The organism is Algoriphagus halophilus (assembly GCF_900129785.1).
In the GTDB taxonomy this organism is placed as follows: Bacteria; Bacteroidota; Bacteroidia; order Cytophagales; family Cyclobacteriaceae; genus Algoriphagus; species Algoriphagus halophilus.
This window is the reverse complement of record NZ_FSRC01000001.1, coordinates 1,055,154-1,076,940: the sequence shown is the minus strand read 5'-3', so window position 1 is coordinate 1,076,940 and position 21,787 is coordinate 1,055,154. Positions and strand designations below refer to the sequence as shown.

20 protein-coding genes and 1 riboswitch are annotated in these 21,787 nt (G+C 40.8%); of the genes, 14 read left to right on the top strand and 6 right to left on the bottom strand.

Annotation, left to right across the window (positions count from 1 at the left end):
• Nucleotides 1-138 precede the first annotated feature (138 nt).
• Nucleotides 139-1,239 carry a porin gene (locus BUR11_RS04595; RefSeq protein ID WP_074223628.1) on the top strand — a complete coding sequence of 367 codons (1,101 nt, stop codon included), beginning with the start codon at nucleotides 139-141 and terminating at the stop codon, nucleotides 1,237-1,239.
• A gap of 97 nt (nucleotides 1,240-1,336) precedes the next feature.
• On the opposite strand, the gene BUR11_RS04590 is transcribed toward BUR11_RS04595, so the two are convergent.
• The 5 genes from BUR11_RS04590 to BUR11_RS04570 all read right to left on the bottom strand — a co-directional run bounded on the left by BUR11_RS04590 (nucleotide 1,337) and on the right by BUR11_RS04570 (nucleotide 8,930).
• Nucleotides 1,337-4,510: an efflux RND transporter permease subunit gene (locus BUR11_RS04590; RefSeq protein ID WP_074223627.1), complete on the bottom strand. Its 3,174-nt coding sequence runs from the start codon at nucleotides 4,508-4,510 to the stop codon at nucleotides 1,337-1,339.
• A 31-nt stretch (nucleotides 4,511-4,541) separates the two neighbouring features.
• Entirely contained in the window at nucleotides 4,542-5,657 is a 1,116-nt protein-coding gene (locus BUR11_RS04585; RefSeq protein WP_074223626.1) for an efflux RND transporter periplasmic adaptor subunit, read from the bottom strand.
• Nucleotides 5,658-5,688: 31 nt separating this feature from the next.
• Nucleotides 5,689-7,008 carry a TolC family protein gene (locus BUR11_RS04580; protein WP_074225113.1) on the bottom strand — a complete coding sequence of 440 codons (1,320 nt, stop codon included), beginning with the start codon at nucleotides 7,006-7,008 and terminating at the stop codon, nucleotides 5,689-5,691.
• Nucleotides 7,009-7,055: 47 nt separating this feature from the next.
• A complete protein-coding gene (locus tag BUR11_RS04575; protein WP_074223625.1) occupies nucleotides 7,056-7,631 on the bottom strand; it encodes a TetR/AcrR family transcriptional regulator in 576 nt (191 codons plus the stop codon).
• A 153-nt stretch (nucleotides 7,632-7,784) separates the two neighbouring features.
• Nucleotides 7,785-8,930, bottom strand: coding sequence for an AI-2E family transporter (locus tag BUR11_RS04570; RefSeq protein ID WP_234982095.1), 1,146 nt, complete (start codon nucleotides 8,928-8,930; stop codon nucleotides 7,785-7,787).
• Nucleotides 8,931-9,001: 71 nt separating this feature from the next.
• Between BUR11_RS04570 and BUR11_RS04565 the strand changes: the two genes are divergently transcribed.
• Together BUR11_RS04565 and BUR11_RS04560 are read left to right on the top strand one after the other, a co-directional pair.
• Nucleotides 9,002-9,850, top strand: coding sequence for an alpha/beta hydrolase (locus tag BUR11_RS04565; protein WP_074223624.1), 849 nt, complete (start codon nucleotides 9,002-9,004; stop codon nucleotides 9,848-9,850).
• 88 nt (nucleotides 9,851-9,938) lie between these two features.
• Entirely contained in the window at nucleotides 9,939-11,084 is a 1,146-nt protein-coding gene (locus tag BUR11_RS04560) for a 1-acyl-sn-glycerol-3-phosphate acyltransferase (RefSeq protein WP_074223623.1), read from the top strand.
• Here BUR11_RS04560 and BUR11_RS04555 read toward each other — a convergent pair.
• Entirely contained in the window at nucleotides 11,077-12,297 is a 1,221-nt protein-coding gene (locus tag BUR11_RS04555; protein ID WP_074223622.1) for a GAF domain-containing sensor histidine kinase, read from the bottom strand. The genes BUR11_RS04560 and BUR11_RS04555 overlap by 8 nt on opposite strands.
• Before the next feature lie 120 nt (nucleotides 12,298-12,417).
• On the opposite strand from BUR11_RS04555, the gene BUR11_RS04550 reads away from it, so the two are divergent.
• The 11 genes from BUR11_RS04550 to BUR11_RS04500 all read left to right on the top strand — a co-directional run bounded on the left by BUR11_RS04550 (nucleotide 12,418) and on the right by BUR11_RS04500 (nucleotide 21,781).
• The gene (locus BUR11_RS04550; protein WP_234982093.1) at nucleotides 12,418-12,990 is read left to right on the top strand and encodes a peptidylprolyl isomerase; all 573 of its coding nucleotides are present in this window, start codon (nucleotides 12,418-12,420) and stop codon (nucleotides 12,988-12,990) included.
• The gene (locus BUR11_RS04545) at nucleotides 12,987-14,057 is read left to right on the top strand and encodes a Gfo/Idh/MocA family protein (protein WP_074223620.1); all 1,071 of its coding nucleotides are present in this window, start codon (nucleotides 12,987-12,989) and stop codon (nucleotides 14,055-14,057) included. The genes BUR11_RS04550 and BUR11_RS04545 overlap by 4 nt, the downstream gene beginning before the upstream one ends.
• Before the next feature lie 65 nt (nucleotides 14,058-14,122).
• Nucleotides 14,123-14,878, top strand: coding sequence for an SDR family NAD(P)-dependent oxidoreductase (locus tag BUR11_RS04540; protein WP_074223619.1), 756 nt, complete (start codon nucleotides 14,123-14,125; stop codon nucleotides 14,876-14,878).
• 144 nt (nucleotides 14,879-15,022) lie between these two features.
• Complete coding sequence (locus BUR11_RS04535; RefSeq protein WP_074223618.1) at nucleotides 15,023-15,883, top strand: fumarylacetoacetate hydrolase family protein; 861 nt, start codon at nucleotides 15,023-15,025, stop codon at nucleotides 15,881-15,883.
• Nucleotides 15,880-16,710, top strand: coding sequence for an amidohydrolase family protein (locus BUR11_RS04530; RefSeq protein ID WP_074223617.1), 831 nt, complete (start codon nucleotides 15,880-15,882; stop codon nucleotides 16,708-16,710). Before BUR11_RS04535 ends, BUR11_RS04530 begins: the two co-directional genes overlap by 4 nt.
• Before the next feature lie 21 nt (nucleotides 16,711-16,731).
• Entirely contained in the window at nucleotides 16,732-17,502 is a 771-nt protein-coding gene (locus BUR11_RS04525) for an L-fucose dehydrogenase (protein ID WP_074223616.1), read from the top strand.
• A complete protein-coding gene (gene fucP, locus BUR11_RS04520) occupies nucleotides 17,502-18,821 on the top strand; it encodes an L-fucose:H+ symporter permease (protein WP_074223615.1) in 1,320 nt (439 codons plus the stop codon). Before BUR11_RS04525 ends, fucP begins: the two co-directional genes overlap by 1 nt.
• Nucleotides 18,818-19,159 (top strand): L-rhamnose mutarotase, encoded by a 342-nt coding sequence (locus tag BUR11_RS04515; protein WP_074223614.1) that lies wholly within the window; start codon nucleotides 18,818-18,820, stop codon nucleotides 19,157-19,159. Before fucP ends, BUR11_RS04515 begins: the two co-directional genes overlap by 4 nt.
• Before the next feature lie 70 nt (nucleotides 19,160-19,229).
• A riboswitch (TPP riboswitch) is annotated at nucleotides 19,230-19,319 on the top strand.
• Nucleotides 19,320-19,371: 52 nt separating this feature from the next.
• A complete protein-coding gene (locus BUR11_RS04510; protein ID WP_074223613.1) occupies nucleotides 19,372-20,097 on the top strand; it encodes a class I SAM-dependent methyltransferase in 726 nt (241 codons plus the stop codon).
• Nucleotides 20,097-21,161 carry an AIR synthase family protein gene (locus tag BUR11_RS04505; protein ID WP_074223612.1) on the top strand — a complete coding sequence of 355 codons (1,065 nt, stop codon included), beginning with the start codon at nucleotides 20,097-20,099 and terminating at the stop codon, nucleotides 21,159-21,161. Before BUR11_RS04510 ends, BUR11_RS04505 begins: the two co-directional genes overlap by 1 nt.
• Complete coding sequence (locus BUR11_RS04500) at nucleotides 21,158-21,781, top strand: thiamine phosphate synthase (RefSeq protein ID WP_074223611.1); 624 nt, start codon at nucleotides 21,158-21,160, stop codon at nucleotides 21,779-21,781. The genes BUR11_RS04505 and BUR11_RS04500 overlap by 4 nt, the downstream gene beginning before the upstream one ends.
• Nucleotides 21,782-21,787 lie beyond the last annotated feature (6 nt).

The window sequence follows — 21,787 nt, the reverse complement described above, 5'->3', positions numbered from 1 at the left end:
ATTACAACCTTAAATATTGCTCACATAGCCTAGATGGGGTGTTTGAAGCCATATTGAATCAAGAAATAGCTTTGAAAAACTATTAAAATCTCTTTTGCTATATTCAATAAACCCGTTCGCAGAAATGAAAATTGGAAGATGAAGCAGTATGTTAATTTTGCTCTCTTTTTAATCAGTTTCAACTTGTCCGCGCAAGTGGATAGTACTTGGAATCAAAAACCTCAGATCAACATTTTGGGCTTTGCTGATGTATTTTATGTATATGACTTTAATCGACCATCCAGCACCGAAAGACAGCCATTTTTATTCAATCACAATCGACACAACGAGTTTAACTTGAATTTAGGATTGGTGAAATTTGGCGTAGAACACCTGAAATATCGCGCCAATTTCGCATTTCAAACTGGAACCTATGCGAATGATAATTATGCCGCAGAACCAGGGGTTTTAAAAAATATTTTTGAAGCAACTATTGGGATTTCCCTTAACAGGAAAAATAATTTATGGTTGGATGCAGGAGTACTACCTTCTCATATTGGATTTGAAAGCGCAATTTCAATGGATAACTTGACTTTAACTCGTTCCCTCTTAGCTGAAAATTCACCCTATTTTTTAACTGGGGCAAAACTAACTTTCAACCCCCATGAAAATTGGGAAATAGCAGCTCTCATTGTAAACGGTTGGCAGCGCATTCAGCGATTGGAAGGAAATTCATTACCCAGTTTTGGATCCCAAATCACCTATAGCCCTTCAGAAAAAATATCCTTGAACTGGAGTACTTTTATTGGCACAGATGATCCAGATAGCACTAGAAGAATGCGGTATTTTAATGACCTTTATGGGATTTTCCAATTGACAGAAAAGATTAACCTGATTACCGCTTTTGATTTTGGTTTCCAGCAAAATGAAAATGGAAGTTCTGATTATAATCTCTGGTTTAGTCCAATCATCATCAGCCAATATGTAATCAACAAGTCCTGGAAAACGGCTATACGAGCAGAATACTACCAAGACAAATCAGGAATCATCATTCCAACCAATACGTTCAACGGTTTCCTTACTACAGGAATTTCATTAAACATAGACTACTCTCCTGTTAAAAACATTGTAGGTAGACTAGAAGGACGTTGGTTGCATAGTAAAGACAGTGTTTTTGAAACTAAAACCAGTTTCTCCAATAATAACTTTATCATCGGGACCTCCATAGCAATTAAGTTTTCAGATACTGTTAATAATTAACATTAGCTGTACACCTGTTTCTTCCTCTCTGATATAAAAAAACCTCTCGATAAGTTACTTGTTACCGAGAGGTTTGATTCATTTTAAGCTGTTCTAATTAATGATGTAAATGCGCATTTGGATCATAATTCGCTTCTAGCTCGGCTAAAGTCTTCTTGCCATAGGCGATTTTGGTAATCACCACATACAATACCGGTACGAAGAAAATAGCAAGGAAAGTCGCTGCCATCATTCCTCCAATTACCGTCCAACCAATAGTCTGTCTAGCCACGGCTCCCGCTCCATTTGAAATTGCCAGTGGAACTACCCCGAGGATAAATGCAAGAGAGGTCATAATGATCGGACGTAATCTCAATCTTACTGCATCCAAAGTAGCCTTGATCAATGGCATGCCAACATCTACCCTTTCTTTAGCAAATTCCACAATCAGGATGGCATTTTTTGCTGCCAGACCGATCAGCGTAATCAGACCAATTTGGGCATAGACGTTATTATCTAGCTTTGGCAGGAAATGCAAGGCTATGATGGCTCCAAATGCTCCCAAAGGCAATGCCAAGAGAACTGAAAATGGTACAGACCAGCTTTCATATAAGGCCGCCAACAACAGAGAAACCAGTACGATGGCCAAGGCGAAAATCAGAATGGTCCTATTCCCTGAGGAAAGTTCTTCCCGGCTTAAACCAGAGAAATCATAGCCATAACCGGCTGGAAGCACTTCTGCTGCCACTTCCTCTAAAGCTGCTAGAGCTTGACCACTACTGTAGCCTGGAGCTGCATTTCCATTGACTTCCGCAGAGCGGAACAAGTTATAGTGAGAAATCACAGGTGCATTTTCTACGACCTCATAATTGATCAATGCACTCAAAGGAACGGATTCACCTCCCGTGCTTTTCACGTAATATTGCTCCAGGTTATTGATCCCTGCTCTATAAGCTGTATCGGCCTGTGCGACTACCCGGAAGTTCCTTCCGTATCTGGTAAAATCATTTACATAGGAACTACCCATGTAATTAGACATGGTAGTGAAAATTTCAGTCAATGGAACACCGAGCTTCTTCGCCTTCTCACGGTCTACAGTCACGTGGTATCCAGGCGTTTTGGCAGTAAAGAAACTATAAGCCATCGCAATCTCAGGTCGCTGATTGGCTGCTGCCAAGAACTTACCCAATGCAGCCTCAAATTCCTTGATATCTCCTGTACTGGACCGTTGTTCCAACATGAAGCTGAATCCACCCGTTCTTCCTAAGCCAGGAATAGCCGGCGGTGGTACCACTACGATATTCCCTTCTGTGATCGCTGCAAATTTTTGATTCAAAGTCGCCAACATGCCCCCCAGCTGAAGAGAAGGCTCTGTTCTCTGGTCCCAAGGATCCATCTGAACAAAGAAAGTAGCTGCATTTGGTTTGAAAGAGAAGTTGATCACATTCAATCCACCAATACCAGTCACATGGTTAATCCCTTCTGTTTCAGCAAAAATATTGTTCATTTTCTGCATGACCTCCTGAGTACGGTTACTTGCAGCACCCTCTGGCAATTGCAAGGTCACATACAATCTACCCTCATCTTCAGTAGGTAAGAAACCTGTTGGTTTGGTCTGGAATAAGCCGAACGTTCCAACAAAAATACACACCAGTAGAATCAGCATAAGTGGTGCTTTTTTGATCGCTCCTTTTACTCCAGAAGTATAAGACTGGGTGGTTCGATCAAACCATTGGTTAAACTTGTAGAAGAACTTATTCAACCCTTTCCCTTTTTCATTCACCTCAGAAGGCTTCAACAACAGCGTACATAAGGCAGGGGTCAAACTCAGGGCAACAAAGGCAGAAATCAACACCGAAATAGCAATGGTGATGGCAAATTGCTGATACATTCTACCTACAATTCCAGGAATAAATCCCACCGGAATAAACACTGCGGCCAAAATCAAGGCAATGGCAATTACAGGAGCAGTAATATCCTTCATCGCCAATCGAGTGGCCTCCTTGGCAGAAATCTTTTTGGAATCTATGTAATGCTGAACCGCTTCCACTACCACAATGGCATCATCCACCACTATACCAATTGCCAATACGAAGCCGAATAGTGTTAATGTATTGATCGTAAACCCAAGCAGAGGGAAAAATATAAAGGTACCAATGATGGATACCGGAATTGCCAGCACGGGAACTAAAGTAGCTCTCCAGCTCTGAAGGAATAAGAACACCACAATGACCACCAAAAGAAGAGCCTCTCCAAAGGTATGAAGCACCTCATCAATGGAAACTTCCACCACAGATACCGATTCAAATGGAACTGTGTATTTCATATCCGTAGGGAACGATTTCTGAAGTTCTTCCAACGCAGCATATACTCCCTCGGCAGTCTCAAGCGCATTACTTCCTGGAGCTTGATAAATCAATAGAATGGCAGATTCTTCTCCATCCAAGGTGGAATACCTACCATAATCAAATTGACCTAATTCAATTCTGGCCACATCCCTTAAATACACCAAGGTTCCATCTTGAGGATTTGTCCTCAAGACGATGTCCTCAAATTCCTCCGCTCTTTCCAATCTACCATTGACAGTAATCGGATATTCAAAAGCTTGGGAATCAAATTGAGGCATACTTCCTACCGTACCAGCTGCCACTTGCAAGTTTTGCTCTTGGATCGCTGTGGTTACTTCTCTGGCAGAAATCCCATACTGTGCCAATTTATCCGGCTGAAGCCAAACACGCATACTGAAATCCTGTCCGATCGCGGTGATATCCCCCACTCCATTGACACGGAGCAAAGCATCTTTGATGAAAATATTGGCATAATTGGATAAGAACTTGCTATCATGGGTCCCATTCGGCGAAGTAATGCTCAACACCATCATAATGGATGGATTTCTTTTTCGAACCACTACCCCGAGCCTACGAACTGCTTCAGGTAAAGCCGGTTCTGCGATAGAAACCCGGTTTTGCACATCCAAAGTGGCAATATCAATATCTGTCCCTACTTCAAACGTAACGTCCATTTGCATTTGGCCGGTACTGGTATTGTTGGAAGAGATATAAGCCATTCCGGGAGTACCATTCACTTGGGTTTCTATAGGGGTAGCTACAGTTTGCTCCACAGTCTTTGCATCTGCCCCTGTATAATTAGCCGATACTGAAACCACTGGTGGAGTGATATTGGGGTATTGGGTAACAGGAAGGTTTAGGATGGCTAAGACCCCGACCATCACCAGGACAATGGAGATGACCATTGCGGTGACAGGCCGTTTTATAAATACGTCTGATATCATTGGTTAATTAATCAAGTCGTGTAAAAAGAAATTATTGAACTTGGGTCGATTGCTCTACGATTTGCGCCCCTTCACGTAGATTTTGGATACCAGTAACGACAATTTTCGAACCTTCCTCCAATCCGCCTCGAACGACGATTTCATTGCCAATTTGTGTACCCAATTGAACCACTTGTTGCTTCACGGTATTATCAGGTTGGACTACGTACACAAAATATTCACCCATTTGCTCTGTTACGGATCTATACGGGATTGTAATCTGGTCCCCAATATCCTCATTGAGCACCCTTAAATTCACAGTCATTCCAGCGATCAAATCCTGATTGGGATTGGGAAAATTTACCCGAAGGTTGATGGTACCTGATTGACGGCCTACTGCACGATCCATAGTGGTCAAGGTCCCTTGGAAAGGATAAATACTCCCATCACTCAATTCGATAGTCATTAGGGAATCTGGAATATCAGTTGATTTCAACAGCTTGTTAAAACGCGGAATTTCTTTTTCATTGATCACAAAATTCAGGGCCATAGGATCAGTAGAAGACAGCGTATTCAAAAGCGGTTGACCCGGAGAAACCTGAGCTCCTAAACGCACTTGGGAAATACCTACCCTGCCATCAAAAGGAGCTTTCAAAACAGAATAGGAATAATCAGTTTTAGCAGATTCCAATTGGGCATTGGCAAATGCCATTTGAGATTTCGCATCCAAAACGGCCGTCTGCGCGTGATCCAATTGTTGCTTGGCAATCGCATCTTGTTCATCCAATCTTTTATACCGCTCCAGATCCTTCTCCAGTTTATCGAGATTTGCTTTTGCGCTGGCAAGATTGGCTTCTGCTTGTTGAAGTGCTGCAGCATACTTGCTTCTGTCAATCTCATAGAGATTCTGACCTTTCTTTACTTCCTGACCATCTTTGATGTAAATATTGGTGATGTAGCCACTGATTTGAGGCCGGATTTCCACTTCATTCAAAGGGACAAGGGTAGCTGGGTAAACATCCATGCCAATCACAGGCTTTCTTTCCACTTGAACCGTTGTTACCGATACTGCGGCAGCTGGAGGTGGACCTGCCTGCTGATTTGTACCACAGGAAAAAACTGCGAATAGCAGTGCTAAATAGGCAACTTTGCTAAAATTAGATTTCATTATATGTAGAATTATAGATTCGCTATTAATATTATTCGATTAGTCCCAAGGCTTTTTCTAGATCGAGTTTGCTCTCCAAAACCTGGAAAATGGCATTTAAATGGTTGATCTGAGCAGTTCTTAAATCTGATTCCGCCACCACCAAATCCACATAGGCTTTAATCCCCTCGTCATACTGCAATTTGATGATGTCATATACCTCCTCAGCCATTTTCATATTTTCACGGATATTTTCCCATGCATAAACGTCGCTTTGATAGGTAGTTAAGGCTACTTCATATTCTGTCGTGATTTGATTACCTAGATTTTGCAAATCAATGGCACCTCGATCGACTTGGAGGTCTGCTACCCGTACTCGGTGATTTCTTTTTCCTCCTTGGAAGATTGGCAAGGATAAGGTCAGCCCAACTGAAGAGGTAGGGTAAGCCTGATTATACAGATTGGAAAACTCCTGATTGAAATACAGCCAATTGTAATTATAGCTAGCGGATAACTGCGGCAAGTAATTCCACTTTTCGTAGCTAAACTGGATTTCATTTAAGGTCTGTTGGGTCTGCATCAATTGATACTCCACCCTGTTTTCCAAAACCAATGGTTCAGAAGCATCCATGTAGATTTCAGAGAGCATTTCCTCACGGTCAAAACTCACCGTAAACTCGAATTCCTCAGGACAGCCCATCAACTGTTTGAGATAGGCATACCTCGCGTCAAAAGATGTTTGAACCCTATTTCTGACGCTCATCTCATTGGATAAGGAAATACTGGCCCTTTGGTAATCGGTCTTGTCTACCAAGCCTGATTCATACCTGTTTTTGGCATCCTTCAATTGCTTTTCCAACCTCCCAATGTTTTCATTCAATACATTGAGTTGCTCTTCCGCCAAAAGAATATCATAATAAGCCTTACTTACTTCCACAATGGTGGTAATGCGGGTATTTTTAATGGCTTTGTCCAGCTGATCCCGATAGTATTTGGACGATTTGGAAGCAAACAGTTGATCCCTATTAAATAGGGTTTGGTTCACTTGAAACATCAGATTGGAATTCCAAGGCTGGCCAAAAGTGATCAATTGGTCTCCGATCACAGAAGTCTGAAGTTTAATGTTATAATTTCCCGCTCCAGAAAGAGTTACCTGAGGATACCAATCTGCCAAACTTGCCTTGATTTCATGATCCCCAATCTCTTGATCAATTTGGGACTGCTTTACCATGGGACTATTCACCAAGGAATATTCTAAAATTTGCTCCAAGGTTAATTCTCCTTGAGGAATTGGTGGGTTCTCCTGTGCATAGCCAGATGTCGAAAGAAGTAAAACTCCCATACCGACAAGTAGAACATACTTTTTAAACATAAAATTGATAATTGAATAAAATTGACTTCCTAAAAACTTTGGGTTTATCAGCTTTTTATACCCTCCCAAATGAGCTTGGAAATTTCCTCCAAGTCCACCTTGTTACGGGCCAGTTTTGCTTTGAAGTTATTTTTGATCTTCACTACCGAATTGATATTCGAGTTGACTAAAATGGCGAGGATCGTTGGGTTCATGTTTTTGATGGCCCTTTGATCTATTCCAGACTGGAAAAATCCAAAGGACCACTCATGCCAGACATTGGGAAATTGCTGTGAGCTTTCTGAATTAAAAGGAGAATTTAAAAATTGATCATAAAACCCGTGTTGCGCGGGATTCTGCTCAAAAAATCTCGTGTAGTTTTTCCAATAATTGAAGAACCTACTTTTAAAATCCAAAGTCTCGTCATCTTTTTCCGAAACGTAGGTTTTGATGTTTTCGGAGACATATTCATAAATCCCCAAAATCAATTCTTCCTTACTTTCAAAATAGGTATAAATTGACCCTGCTGCCACACCGGCATTCTTCGCTACTTTACTAATAGGGCTACCATGAAAGCCTTGCTCATTGATCAATTCAAGAGCACTTTCAAGGATGCATTTTCTTTTGTTGAGTAAATTTTCCATGACTGAATGAACGTTCAATCACAGCAAAGGAAAATAAGTTCCTTCTTCCTTTAAAAATTTTCATTTTTATTAATCTTTTTCTGAAAAAGAGGGCTAATGAACGAAAATCACTGCGCTTTAGAGCGTTGGCAATACTCGGATTATCTTAAAAATTCACTTCTTACTAGAATTGCGAAAATTCTTTTTGATCAGCTTCCAAAAATTCTCACTTTCTTCAGAAATGGTAATCTCATCTCCCAATAAAAATCCATAGGCTTTTAGATTCTCATTTTTTTCCAAAGTAATTTTCAAAACCCCTACTAGCGGGATAAATAATATCATTCCGGATATTCCCCATACCCATCCTCCAATTAGAATTGCCAAAACCACGGCCAATGCATTGACTTTGACTTCAGATCCTACTACCAAAGGAGTGATTAGGTTATTTTCAATCAATTGAATCCCCCATAACACAAAGAATGTAATCAAGGGATAAGCCAATGAGTCGGTGGTCAGAAAAACATACAAAATGGCAAATAAGGAACTGATAAATACCCCCACGTAAGGGATTAAGTTCATCAAGGCTATAAATACAGCAAACAACAAAAAGTACTTAACGCCAATCAAATAGAAAAACACCCCTGACATCAGTGCTACAATTGCGGTTACTTTCAGCATTCCTGCCAAATAAAATTGAATTACTCTACCAGAATCCTTTGCCCAATTGATGATTTTTTCATTGGAGTCTTTGGATCTTCTTATCAAAAACTCCACAAAAAAGTCTTTGTAATACATCAATAAAAAAATATAAAGCGGGATAATTCCTGCCAACACAATGGATTTTCCGGTTGCAAAAATGGTCTTATTCAGACTTCCAAAATCAAATAGCCCCACCTTATCCAGCAATTCATTGGAATTTAACTCCACCCCAAAAAATTCTTGCAAATCAGCCAGGTAGGTTTCTACTCGTGTGTTAAAGACACTTCCGATTTCAGGAATATCGCTGATCAGTCCTATGACTTGGTTGAGTAACAAATAAAAAACACTCAAGGCCAATAAACTGACCACTAGAATACTACTTAAAATCGCCAAGCCCCTTGGAATTCGTTTTTTCTCTATCCAATTGGACATAGGATTTAAGGCAAAGGCGAAAAACACTCCCCAAACTAAGGGAACTATAATAAATGAGCCTTCTTTAAGAAGGATAAAACCCAAGATCAATACGATCAGAAGGTTTGCAATATTTTGAAGGTTTTCGTTTTTCATTTTGATAGATGAAAGATAAACAAAATCAAATCCCAAGAAAATGACTATTGTCATGATCAAGCCCCTTTTAATTTTAGAATTATCCCTATTTTGGAGACTGAAATCACCCAAAAACCTATTTCACTATGAAGAAATTATTGTTCTTAATAACCTTCCTACCTTCTTTGGTGTTTGCCCAGGCCACTGTGGACACCATCGAAGTGTATAGTCAAGCCATGAAGAAAACCCTAAAGGCTGCCGTAACCACCCCATCTGGATATTCAAACGCTGAAAAGCTTCCAGTTCTATATTTACTTCATGGAGGAAGTGGTGCTTTTGACGATTGGCATAAAAAGGTCACAGAACCAGGAATCGTCAATAAAATGGCCGAACAATATAATTTGATCATTGTGACTCCTGGAGTAGGCCCTGCAAGCTATTATTATGATAGCCCCATGATGGATTCCGTTCAATACGAAACCTATATCACACAAGAGCTTATCCCTGAAATAGACAAAAACTACCATACGCTAGCTAAAAAAGAATCCAGGGCAATTACTGGTTTGTCTATGGGAGGCCATGGAGCCATGATGCTGAGTGCCAAACATCCCGATTTATTCATCGCTGCAGGGAGCATGAGCGGAGTCATGAATATTGACACCCGATTATGGAAAGTCCCTGAAAGTTTTCAACAATTGAGACAATCTCAACAAAAGGCGATGCTTGGGAGTGATTTGAACTATGAAGCTCCTTTTTCCACGTACACTGCCGTGGGACTAGTTGATAAAATGAAAGACAATGGAATCGCCCTGATTTTCGATATTGGCGTTGATGATTTCTTAATAGAGACGAATAGGCAAATGCATCAATTGCTATTAGAAAACGGAACTCCTCATGATTACACAGAAAGGCCTGGAGCCCATACCTGGGAATACTGGACCGAGGCACTTCCTTACCATCTCATGTTTATCTCTAAACATCTGAAATGGGATTAATTAGCCTTCTGGTTAAAAATCATTTAGCGATTATTCTTCAAAAATTGACCTAAATTTTGCTTTTTGCAGTCTCACTCGCCCTTGTACTATGTCAAATTTTGATTCTATCAGGCCATTTTACGATGCAGAAGCCAATGCTGCCATTCGAGAAATAGTGGATGACCCTATGCTGGAGGCCATGATGAATTTCACCTTTCCTTCAGACTCAAAAGAACATTGGAAAGACCTGATGTTGCATACCCATTCTTTAAGGGATTTTCAAATCAACTTTATTTACCCCGGAGTAAAAAAAGTGCTTGAAAAAAGTTCTGATGGACTAAGCATCGGCGGTTTCGAGCAGTTGGAGCCCAATACCGCATATTTGTTTATCTCCAACCATCGGGACATTATCCTCGACACCTCTTTGCTCAATTCTTGTCTTTATGAGAATGGGTTGGTTTTAACCACCTCTGCTATTGGAGACAATTTGATCAAAAAGAAATTCTTGCATACACTTTCTAGACTCAATAGAAATTTTGCTATCAAAAGAGGACTTCAAGGAAGAGCTTTATTGGAAAGTTCTCAATTGGCTTCTGCTTATATTAAAAAGTCGTTGGTACATGAAAACAGGTCTGTTTGGACTGCACAAAGAGAAGGAAGAACCAAGGATGGAAATGATGCAACCCACCGTGGCGTATTGAAAATGCTCACGTTAGCCGAAGAAGGCAATGACCCTTTTGCTTACTTCGAAAAAATCAAAGTGGTGCCAATTTCTATTTCTTACGAATACGATCCAACAGACATCTTAAAAATGCCTGAGCTGCTGGCAAAGTCAAGAGATGAAAAATACATTAAGAGTGAAAATGAGGACTTCTTAAATCTTTTAAGAGGAATCATGGGTACCAAAAAGAGAATTCATATTCAGGTCAATGGTATAATAGATCAGGAGATTGCCGAGATTTCCAAAACAGAGCTCAACCTAGGCGAGAAGCTTTCCCAATTAGCGGCAGTCATTGATCAAAAAATCTGGTCTGGATATAAACTTTGGCCAAGTAATTACATTGCTCATGATCTCTTGTATGGAGATGAAGAGTACCTCTCCTTTTATACACAGGAAGAGAAAAATGCATTTGAAAAAAGGTTGGTCGAAAAAGTTGACACCAAGAACGCATTGATGGTTAAAAATTTCTTGGCCATGTATGCCAATCCGGTGAATAATCAAAAGAAAAGTCTAGAGTCAAACTCGGTTAGTTAAAACTGATTTTAACTGTAAACTCTGTCCCTTTTCCAACTTGGGATTGGATGTCCATTTCTCCATTGAGATCGTTTAGCAACTTCCGAACCATTTTCACCCCAAAGCCAAAACCCTTCTCTCCAGAAGTTCCAAGTTCGGTAACTACCTCATTGGAAAGCAATTGATCTATCTTTTGCTGAGGCATTCCCATTCCAGAATCCTTTACTTTTATTACCAATATCATGGTACTGGACTCAAAAATTAAATCCAAAACGATGTTTATGGAGCCAGTTTCTGGAGTGAACTTAATCGAGTTTGAAATTAGGTTCCCAACAATCTGCATCAGTTTGGCCTTTGGGAAAGGCATATATTGATTTTCTTCATTCAAAATCACCTGAAGGTCGATTTTTTTAAGAATGGCCTGAGGAGTGAACATGTCTATGATTTTCGCTCGGAAAGATTTTAAATTGAGCTGATAATCTTCAAGTTCCATGGTTCGGTGATGAGAAGCATCATAGTGCTGGCCTAGAATTTCATCAGCAAGATCCATCATTGATTTTCCGCTCTTTTCGATCAAATCCATGTATTCCATTACTTCCTCCGGGTCAATATCCTTCCCTTGGCTTTTGATAATTTCTGCAAGCCCCATAATCCCACCTAATGGCCCTCGAATATCATGGGCAAGCTTTTTTTGACTTTGATGTAGCTCCCCCATTTGAATCTTTAAATCATGAACCTTGCTGTTCACTTTCAAGCGATCCACAATTTGCCTAGCGATCATTTTAAGCAATTCTTTTTTTTCCTGGCTAATCTGTTTCAACTCCACATCCATCACACAAAGTGATCCCAGATTATACCCTTCTGATGTTTTCAGCGGAACACCTAGATAATAAGTCAGATTTGGGTTCTCTGTGACATACTTCTTTTCTTTAAAACGTTCATCTAGCCTTAAATCATCGACTTCAAATAATTCCCCTTCCTCGTTCCCTAGTGTATATTGGCAAACAGAATCTTCCCTAGGCATCTGAGTCAATTCTATTCCCACCGAGGCAATACTCCATTGGGTATAGGAATCAATCAAATTGACCAGAGAGACTTGCGTACCGGCCACAGTGGCGGCCATTTCAGTCAACCATTCAATTCCATGCTTTGCATCGTAATAATCTAAATCCAGATTGCTTAATGCCAAAAGCCTTTCTAACTCATTGTCAAGAATTGATGATTGCTTGTCCATTGCACGAATTATATTAGTTAACCCATTGAAAACAGATCAAAATGCCCCATTTTCATACCTAGATTTATTACAACGCTTAATTTTCAAATTGAAATGTCCCGGAAAAATAAACACTGCATTTTGACTTTACTATTTGTTTGGTTGGTTTGTTCTTTAACTTTTAGTCAAACCTCAAACAAGGTACCAATTGGAGAGATCAAAACTCCTTATGGAAAAATCTTAATTTCCCTTGCAGATCAAACTCCTCACCATCGTGATAGTTTCATTGAATTGGCAAATGCAGGCTATTGGGATACACTTACTTTCAACCGTGTCATACCCAATTTTGTCAATCAAGGTGGATGTCCTGATACAGAAGAAGGCTTTAATGATCTTGAATATTTACTTGCTCCGGAAATCACTCCAGAACTCACCCATGTTTATGGCGCTGTAGGTGCAGGAAGAGATGGAAATCCTGAAAAAATCAGTGCGCGCTGTCAATTTTACATCATTCAAAATCCGGAAGGAGTTCATCGCTTAGATGGAGATTACACCGTGTTCGGTCAGGTGGTCCAAGGAATGGATGTTGTGGAAACCATCGCTCATTTAGAAACTGATGACAAAGATGAACCATTAAAGCCTGTTACCATGAAAATTAAAATCAAATACCTATCTCCTTCCAAAATCGAAAAACTTAAAAATTCAAATCCATGAAACCCATCAAAATATTAGTGGTTGGTTGCGGAAACATGGGAGCTTCTCATGCCGCCGCTTACCATCAATTTCCTGAGTTTGAAATTTGCGGATTGGTTGCCAGAGGAAACAGTAAAGAAAAACTCAATCAAAAATTGCAAGCAGCCTATCCTCTCTTTGAAGATTTTGAATCTGCATTAGAAAAAACTTCGCCAGATGCGGTTTGCATCAGCACCTATCCGGACACCCATGAAAAATTTGCTTTAGCTGCCCTGGAAGCTGATTGCCATGTTTTTATAGAAAAACCATTGGCCGATTCTGTATTGGGTTGTGAAAAGATCATTGCCAAAGCAAAGGAAAAGAACAAAAAGGTGGTCGTAGGATATATCTTGAGACATCATCCTTCTTGGATTAGATTTATAGAAGAAGCCCAAAAAATGGGAAAACCTCTGGTGATGCGGATGAACTTGAACCAGCAAAGCCAAGGCTATATGTGGGAGGTCCATAAAAACCTGATGAAAAGCCTGAGTCCCATTGTGGATTGCGGAGTCCATTACATCGATGTGATGTGTCAAATGACCCGTTCTAAGCCCAAATCTGTATCTGCAATCGGTGCCCGGTTAACCGATGCCATAGCCAATGACAATTACAATTATGGTCAACTACAGATCCGTTTTGAAGATGGTTCTGTCGGATGGTATGAAGCAGGTTGGGGTCCAATGGTCAGCGAGACAGCATTCTTTGTCAAAGATGTTTTTGGCCCGAATGGATCGGTTTCAATTACTGCCAAAGAAGCCGGGTCATCCGGAAAATCTGATGATGTGGATAGCCATACCAAAACAGAATCCATTCGAGTCCACCATGCCGACATCAATGCAGAAAACAAGTTTACTAAAAAAGACGAATGGATTGATATGAAGGATGAACCTGGACATCAGGAGCTTTGTAACCGAGAGCAATCTTTCTTTTTGAAATCTATTCGGGATGACCTTAATTTGGATGATCATTTGGATGATGCCCTAAACAGTTTAAAGATCGCTTTTGCGTGCGATGAATCGGTAAAGACCGGTGAAACAGTAAAACTGTAGCTTAAAATCAAAAGTCGTTGCGGTTGGTAAAAAGCGACATTATCTTAATTTTTTTTATTCAAATCATGAAAAATAAAACCATAGTAATAACCGGAGGAGCCAGTGGTATAGGTCTGGCAATGGTAAAAAAATTTGCTTCGGAGGAAAGTCATGTGTATTTCTTGGATCTCAACGATGCTGGAGAAACCATTAGTAAAGAACTTACTGCCGAGGGAAAATCTGCCACATTTATCAAATGTAATTTAGCATCCTATTCAGAAACTGAGAATGCCATCAAAAGCATTCCTGGAAAAATCGATGTGCTCATTAATAATGCGGGGATATCCCATATTGGAAAAGTTGAAAACACCTCTGAAGAAGACTTTGACAAAGTATTTCAAGTCAATGTAAAAGGCATGTTTAACTGTACCAAAGCGGCCTTACCTAAGTTAAAAGAGAATGGTGGTGGGTCTATTTTAAACATGGCTTCTGTTGCTGCGACCATTGGGATTCCGGATCGCTTCGCCTATTCCATGACCAAAGGAGCTGCCTATTCCATGACTTTAAGTATTGCCAGAGATTATGTGGCAGATGGAATTAGATGCAATTGCCTATCTCCGGGAAGAGTCCACACTCCTTTTGTGGATGGGTTTTTAGCCAAAAACTATCCAGGTCAGGAAAAGGAAATGTTTGAAAAACTTTCTGCAACGCAACCTATTGGAAGAATGGCTAGCCCAGAAGAAATTGCGAACCTTGCCTATTTTGTGAGTTCTGATGCCGGTAGCTTTATTACAGGCACCAATATTCCTATTGACGGAGGGTTCTTAGGACTTAAAATGTAAAATAAATTGAATTTACATGCTTGATTTAGGAATATAGACTATTATCCAATCGACGATATGGCATTTGTTCATTACCCTAATTCTTGATACTAATTCTACATACTCAATTCAAAATACCTTTTACTAAATTCTAGACACTAGATTATGAAACTGATACGATTTGGAGACACTGGTCAGGAAAAGCCAGGAATTATAGATGAAGAAGGAAACTACCTGGATTGTTCTGGCTTCCTCGAAGATTGGAACGAGCAATTCTTTGCTGAAAATGGGCTCGATCGATTGGATGCTTGGTTAGAAGCAAACCTCGATACCTTAACTAAAATCCCTGAAGGTAGTAGAATTGCCTCTCCTGTTGCCAGACCTTCCAAAATTGTATGCATTGGATTAAACTACAGGAAACATGCCATTGAATCAGGTATGCCAGTTCCCGAGGTACCAATCATCTTTATGAAAGCTACTTCTTCCCTATGCGGACCATTTGATCCAATTTATATTCCAAAGAATTCCGTTGCCACTGACTGGGAAGTTGAACTGGCGGTAGTGATTGGAAAAAGAGCCAAGTATGTCAGTAAGGAAAATGCCATGGATTATGTAGCAGGTTATTGCTTACATAACGATGTCAGTGAAAGAGATTTTCAACTTCGACATGGTGGGCAGTGGGTTAAAGGTAAAAGTGCGGACAATTTTGCTCCACTAGGCCCCTTTTTGGCTACCAAAACTGAGATTCCTGATCCTCATAATTTGAGACTTTGGCTGAAGCTTAATGGGGAAACGATTCAGGACAGCAATACTTCTGATTTGGTATTTGATATACCTACCCTCATCGAACACCTCAGTCAATACATGACTTTATTGCCTGGAGATGTAATCTCCACCGGAACCCCAGCCGGAGTAGGGTTAGGCTTTGACCCACCAAGATATTTGGCGGAGGGAGACGTAGTGGAGCTAGGAATCGATGGATTGGGCGTTTCCAAGCAAGTGGCAGTCAATGATCCGGAAGCATGAGAATAGATGCTCATCAGCATTTCTGGAAGTATAATCCACAAAAACATCAGTGGATCAATGAAGATATGAAGGTCATCCAGAAGAATTTTCTTCCGGATGACCTGATCCCTTTACTTTCCCAACATCAGCTCGATGGCTGTGTGGCTGTTCAGGCTGATGAAAGTTTTTATGAAACCGCATTTTTAATTGATTTAGCGGAGGAGTTCAAGGAAATCAAAGCAGTAGTAGGTTGGGCCGATTTAGGTAGTGATGCCTTAGACAAGGATCTTGACCAGTTTTCCAAACACAAAAAGCTCAAAGGATACCGGGAAGTTTTGCAAGACAAACCGGTGGAATACATGCTTAGAAAAGAGTTTATCCGTGGAATTGAAAAAATAGGAAGGCGGGGATATACGTATGATATTCTGATCTTTCCTAATCAACTGGAAGCTACCCTTCATTTTTTGAAACGAAGTCCAGAGCAACCATTTGTCATTGACCATTTGGCTAAACCCAATATTAAGCTGGGAATCTGGAGAGAATGGAAAAAGGAACTTGCCCCTATCGCAGAGCGGGAATATGTTTCCTGCAAACTATCCGGTATGGTCACCGAGGCGGATTGGAAAACATGGAAACCCCATGATTTTGAAAATTACATGGAGATTGTTTTGGAGGCTTTTGGTCCCAAGAGATTGATGTTTGGTTCCGACTGGCCGGTATGTTTGGTCGCTGCAGGATATGAACAAGTATTTGAGTTGGTAGATCGTTTTACCGACAAGCTCTCACCTTCTGAGAAAAAATTAATTATGGGTGAAAATGCAGTGGATTTTTACGGGATAAAAGAATAATATAGATTAATACAACCCAAAATGGATTTAAATCTTAAAGATAAAGTCATCATCATCAGTGGTGGTGCCAAAGGAATTGGAGGAGCAATATCCAATGGATTGATTGATGAAGGAGCGATCCCGATCATCATTGACCCTTCCATCGAGGAAGGAGAGTTGATTTTAGAACGTGCCCCCATGAAAGCACTTCAAATTCCTATCAGACTCTTGGAAGCAAGTGATGCCGAAAAAGCGGTCAAGTTGACCATTGAGAAATTTGGAAGGATTGACGGTGTGGTGAATAATGCAGGCGCCAACGATAGCGTGGGCCTAGAAAATGGTTCCCCAGAAGCATTTGCCAATTCAGTTTCCAAAAACTTATTCCACTATTACCAGCTGGCCCATTATGCGCTTCCTCATTTGAAAAAAACGCAAGGAGCCATTGTCAATATCAGTAGTAAGACTGCGGTTACAGGCCAGGGAGGAACTTCCGGTTATACCGCTGCCAAAGGAGCACAATTGTCCCTGACCCGAGAATGGGCAGTGGAATTACTGAAATATAAAATCAGAGTCAATGCGGTAATCCCTGCTGAGGTTTACACTCCCCTTTATCAAAACTGGATTCAAACTTTTGATAACCCAGAACAGAAGCTAGCGGATATTACTAAAAATATTCCTTTAGGAAATAGAATGACTACTCCAGAGGAAATCGCTACCATGAGCATTTTCTTACTTTCTGACAAAGCCTCCCATATGACAGGACAACACCTGTTTGTGGATGGAGGATATACCCACCTTGACCGATCTCTTTAATGAACAACCCAACCCAAAAACCTGCCCTAGTCCCCAAAAATTTAATTCTTCCATTTATTCTGATCACCTCCCTCTTTGCTTTATGGGGTTTTGCCAATGACATCACCAACCCCATGGTGGCAGCCTTTAAAAGAGTGTTGGAATTGAATAACACCCAGGCATCTTGGGTACAAATGGCATTTTATGGAGGCTACTTTACCATGGCACTTCCCGCTGCCTTTTTTATTAAAAAATACTCCTACAAAACAGGTATTCTACTAGGACTTGGTCTGTATGGATTCGGAGCCCTCCTATTTTACCCAGCTGCAGCTTGGGAAAGTTATGGTTTCTTCTTGGCCTCCTTATACATCTTGACCTTTGGTTTGGCTTTTTTGGAGACCACTGCCAACCCCTATATTTTGGCTATGGGGCCAGAAGCCACCGCTACCCAACGATTGAACTTAGCCCAGGCCTTTAACCCAATGGGAGCTTTGGCAGGCTTGTTTGTAGCCAAACAATTCATCCTAAATGCCCTCCAATCCAATGAAACAGATGCGGATGGAAATATCATCTTCACGGCCTTGGATGAATCCGCCAAGGCCGTGATCAGAACTGCGGATTTGATGGTCATACGAAATCCTTATGTGATGCTTGGTTTGGTGGTTTTGGCCATTTTAGTCATCATTGCTTTAGCCAAAATGCCCGAAAGCAAAGACGCTAACAACCGAATTGACTTTGCTGCTACCATGAAAAGGTTATTGGCCAAAAGGAATTTTGTGGAAGGAACTTTTGCACAAATGTTTTATGTAGGTGCTCAGATCATGGTTTGGACCTATATCTACCAATACGCCGAAGTATTAGGGATTTCCAATGCATCTGCAGTGAATTATGGGTACTCTGCTTTGGTGGTATTTTTAATTGGAAGATGGATTTGTACCTACTTATTTAAGTTTTTTGCTCCGGCAAAGTTACTAGCCATATTCTCTGTATTAGCCATTCTATTTACTGCTGGAGCCATATTCCTTCCCGGGATGTTAGGTTTGTATAGTTTGGTAGCGATTTCCTTTGCTATGTCCTTGATGTTCCCAACCATTTATGGTATCGCTTTGGAAGGTCTTGGAGAAGACTCCAAGTTTGCTGCTGCCTTTTTAGTAATGGCAATTGTGGGAGGTGCTATCATGCCTACCTTACAAGGAATGATCATGGATATTGGAGGGGCAGGTTACGATGACACGCTAATTTTAGGGGTACCTGAGGTCAATTTCTCCTTTATTCTTCCTTTAATCTGTTTTGTATTTGTAGGATTGTTTAGTGTTCGAGTAAAATCTTCTGCCCAATGAAAACCCAAACATATGTACTGATCTGCGACCTGAAAAATGAAGAAGAAGCCATTCAAGCTTATGTGGAATGTCATAAGGCAGTGGCTCCAGAAATCATTGAAAGTATTCGGATTGCTGGAGTTTTGCAAATGAGCATATACCGATGGCAGAACCGACTAACCATGATTTTGGTGGGTGACGAGGATTTCTCTTTCGAAAAGAAGGCAAAACTAGATGAGAGCAATCCAAAAGTGCAGGAATGGGAGACCTTCCTTGGACAATATCAGACCAATCTCCCAGGTACTCCGGCTAATTGGAGATGGGCGATTACTGAGAAAATTTTTGAGTTTAAAGCCTAAGTCAGGTATTTGAATTCAAAAGCGGAAAGACTTTTCCCTTTCCTTCTTCTTTCTATCTTTGTGTAGAACAAAATTTACAACGGGGTGCCCAAAAGGCTGAGATGATACCCGAAAACCTGATCTGGATAATGCCAGCGTAGGAATTGTGAACCTCCTTATTTTTCACTTTCTCTCCATTTCTGGGATTCATTCAGGTCTATGAACATAGACGAATGAGTAAACTGATCAAACAAGAAAAATTTGAAGTAGCTCCTGATGGGCTTCGAAATTGGCAAGGTAGAAAAGAATGGTTTTTCAACCGGGATGATACCGACCATTACGAAGATTACTACGAGGGCCCTTATAAATTCCAGGAAGTCTGGCAAAAAAAGACCTTGGAGGAACTCATCAAACAGGATCATCGGGTGAAAACCTTATTGGAATTTGGTTGCGGAACTACCCGATTTACCCGCTGGTGGCATGAAATCGGATTGGAAGCTACCGGAGGAGACATTTCTCCTTTTATGTTGGCACAAGGGGTACAATTATTTGACGGAGACCTGGTGATGGCTGATTCACATCATATGCCTTTCAAGGATCATTCCTTTGATGCATTGGCTTTTGTCACCACCTTCGAATATTACAAAAACCCTATTCAGGTAATCCAAGAAGCGGTTCGAGTAGGAAAGTATGGGATCATTTTTGGAATGATGAACCGAAATACCCCCAAACTACTCCGACGTAAAGTCCAGCAGGTTTTCGGAAGAAACAATTATTATGTGACTGCCCATTTCTATACTCCCGCATCCCTGGAAGCATTGGTAGCAAAAGCCTTGCCTGACCGGAAATACAAAATCGAATGGAACGCCACTGGATTGCCAAAATGGTTCCCTAAAAAACAATGGAAAATCCCCTATGGTGATTTCTTTGGGTTCCATGTTCAATTATTGGATGTCTAATGGGAGCTTTTGAGAATTCAGCGGGTAAAGTCAGCTCGGAGGTGTTTAAAGAAGATGTTTTAAACTTCTGTGGAGCTGGAAGAAAAGAGGTCATTCATGGGCCCAGGTTCGGAGTAGATACTGCCATGGTGGATATTGGAAATGGAGATGCCTTGGCCATTTCGAGCGATCCTCTTTCATTGATCCCAAGTCTGGGAATGAAGGTTTCTGCATGGCTTTCGGTACATTTATTGGCCAATGATATGAGTACAACGGGCTTCGGACCACAATATGCTCAGTTTGTGCTCAATTTACCATTAAGCTTAAGCAGGGAAGATTTCCAGGAATATTGGCAACATATTCATTCCCTTTGTGAGGAAATGGAGATCAGCATCACAGGTGGGCATACCGGGCAAATCCCTGGAATTGAATCTACCATTTCCGGAGGGGGTACTTTCTTTTTGAAAGCTCCCAAAAACCAAATTCTAACTAGCTCATTAGCCAAAGATGGAGATGCTATTATCCTCACCAAACATGCAGCTATTTCATCTACATCACTCTTGGCTATGTCCTTTCCGGAAACAGTTCAGTCTGCTTTGGGAAAAAAGATCCAACAAACTGCGGCGGATAACTTCTGGAAACTTTCCGTATTGAAGGAAGCAAGATTAGCACATCAAACACTCACTCCACACCAAGAGCTACATGCCATGCATGATGTTACGGAGGGAGGGATTTTAGGTGCAATTCAGGAAATGGCCAGTGCCTCTGGTTTGGGTTTCACTGTAAATGTTGCAGATATACCTGTTCCAACGGAAGTTCAACAGGTGTCCGAACTTTTCGGGATCGACCCGCTTATTTCAATTGGAGCAGGATCTATGATTATGGCGGTTACCCCGGAAAGTGAAAATAAACTCATCAACCGATTAAAAGATGAAGGAATTCCGGCCGTTTCCATTGGTACTTTCACAAATAGTCCTAAGAATACCTTACTAGATAAGTCCGGTGGATCATCAAATTTTGAATTCAATGGAATTGACCCTTATTGGGGAGCATTCTTCAAAGCTTTACAACAAGGTATGACATGAAAAAACTAGAAGGAATATATTTGGTTCTGGATCCAAATCAACCCTGGCTAGAACTACTTGAAAAAACCCAACAAGCACTCAAAGGAGGGGTTCAACTACTTCAAATTTGGAATCACTGGCCTGAACAAGTCACCGAACAAGACAAGATCAAATTCTGTCAGGATATCAAAAAAATTGCACAGACTTATCAAGTTCCAGTACTGATCAATGAGGATTGGAAATTAGCCGAAAAGTGCAATTTGGATGGGGTACATTTAGACAAAGTACCAGAAGAATTTGAGCTAATAAGGGAATCTTTAAAAAGTAAAATCATTGGACTAACTGTAGGCAATCAAGAGGAACTGATCTTATGGGCGGAGGAAAATCAATTATCATACATCAGCTTTTGTTCAGTATTCCCTTCTTCCTCAGTTGATACCTGTGAGTTAGTTCACCCTGAAAGTATCCAGCAAGCCAGGAAATTGACTTCATTGCCGATCTTCCTTTCAGGCGGAATCAACCCAGAGAACCTGGAAAAACTTAGCCATTTCTCCTTCGAAGGAATTGCGGTTATTTCCGGAATCTTAAACTCTACAGACCCTGAAATGGCTGTCCAAACCTATCTCCAACAACTTAAATAGCATTTA

Bases quoted from the DNA above. Each gene is read 5' to 3' on its own strand.
- BUR11_RS04535 (WP_074223618.1), top strand. From the start codon at position 15,023: ATGAAACTGATACGATTTGGAGACACTGGTCAGGAAAAGCCAGGAATT.
- BUR11_RS04565 (WP_074223624.1), top strand. From the start codon at position 9,002: ATGAAGAAATTATTGTTCTTAATAACCTTCCTACCTTCTTTGGTGTTT.
- BUR11_RS04580 (WP_074225113.1), bottom strand. From the start codon at position 7,008: ATGTTTAAAAAGTATGTTCTACTTGTCGGTATGGGAGTTTTACTTCTT.
- BUR11_RS04525 (WP_074223616.1), top strand. From the start codon at position 16,732: ATGGATTTAAATCTTAAAGATAAAGTCATCATCATCAGTGGTGGTGCC.
- BUR11_RS04545 (WP_074223620.1), top strand. From the start codon at position 12,987: ATGAAACCCATCAAAATATTAGTGGTTGGTTGCGGAAACATGGGAGCT.
- BUR11_RS04510 (WP_074223613.1), top strand. From the start codon at position 19,372: ATGAGTAAACTGATCAAACAAGAAAAATTTGAAGTAGCTCCTGATGGG.
- BUR11_RS04595 (WP_074223628.1), top strand. From the start codon at position 139: ATGAAGCAGTATGTTAATTTTGCTCTCTTTTTAATCAGTTTCAACTTG.
- BUR11_RS04505 (WP_074223612.1), top strand. From the start codon at position 20,097: ATGGGAGCTTTTGAGAATTCAGCGGGTAAAGTCAGCTCGGAGGTGTTT.
- BUR11_RS04570 (WP_234982095.1), bottom strand. From the start codon at position 8,930: ATGACAATAGTCATTTTCTTGGGATTTGATTTTGTTTATCTTTCATCT.
- BUR11_RS04500 (WP_074223611.1), top strand. From the start codon at position 21,158: ATGAAAAAACTAGAAGGAATATATTTGGTTCTGGATCCAAATCAACCC.
- BUR11_RS04575 (WP_074223625.1), bottom strand. From the start codon at position 7,631: ATGGAAAATTTACTCAACAAAAGAAAATGCATCCTTGAAAGTGCTCTT.
- BUR11_RS04590 (WP_074223627.1), bottom strand. From the start codon at position 4,510: ATGATATCAGACGTATTTATAAAACGGCCTGTCACCGCAATGGTCATC.
- BUR11_RS04530 (WP_074223617.1), top strand. From the start codon at position 15,880: ATGAGAATAGATGCTCATCAGCATTTCTGGAAGTATAATCCACAAAAA.
- BUR11_RS04540 (WP_074223619.1), top strand. From the start codon at position 14,123: ATGAAAAATAAAACCATAGTAATAACCGGAGGAGCCAGTGGTATAGGT.
- BUR11_RS04585 (WP_074223626.1), bottom strand. From the start codon at position 5,657: ATGAAATCTAATTTTAGCAAAGTTGCCTATTTAGCACTGCTATTCGCA.
- BUR11_RS04560 (WP_074223623.1), top strand. From the start codon at position 9,939: ATGTCAAATTTTGATTCTATCAGGCCATTTTACGATGCAGAAGCCAAT.
- BUR11_RS04515 (WP_074223614.1), top strand. From the start codon at position 18,818: ATGAAAACCCAAACATATGTACTGATCTGCGACCTGAAAAATGAAGAA.
- BUR11_RS04555 (WP_074223622.1), bottom strand. From the start codon at position 12,297: ATGGACAAGCAATCATCAATTCTTGACAATGAGTTAGAAAGGCTTTTG.
- fucP (WP_074223615.1), top strand. From the start codon at position 17,502: ATGAACAACCCAACCCAAAAACCTGCCCTAGTCCCCAAAAATTTAATT.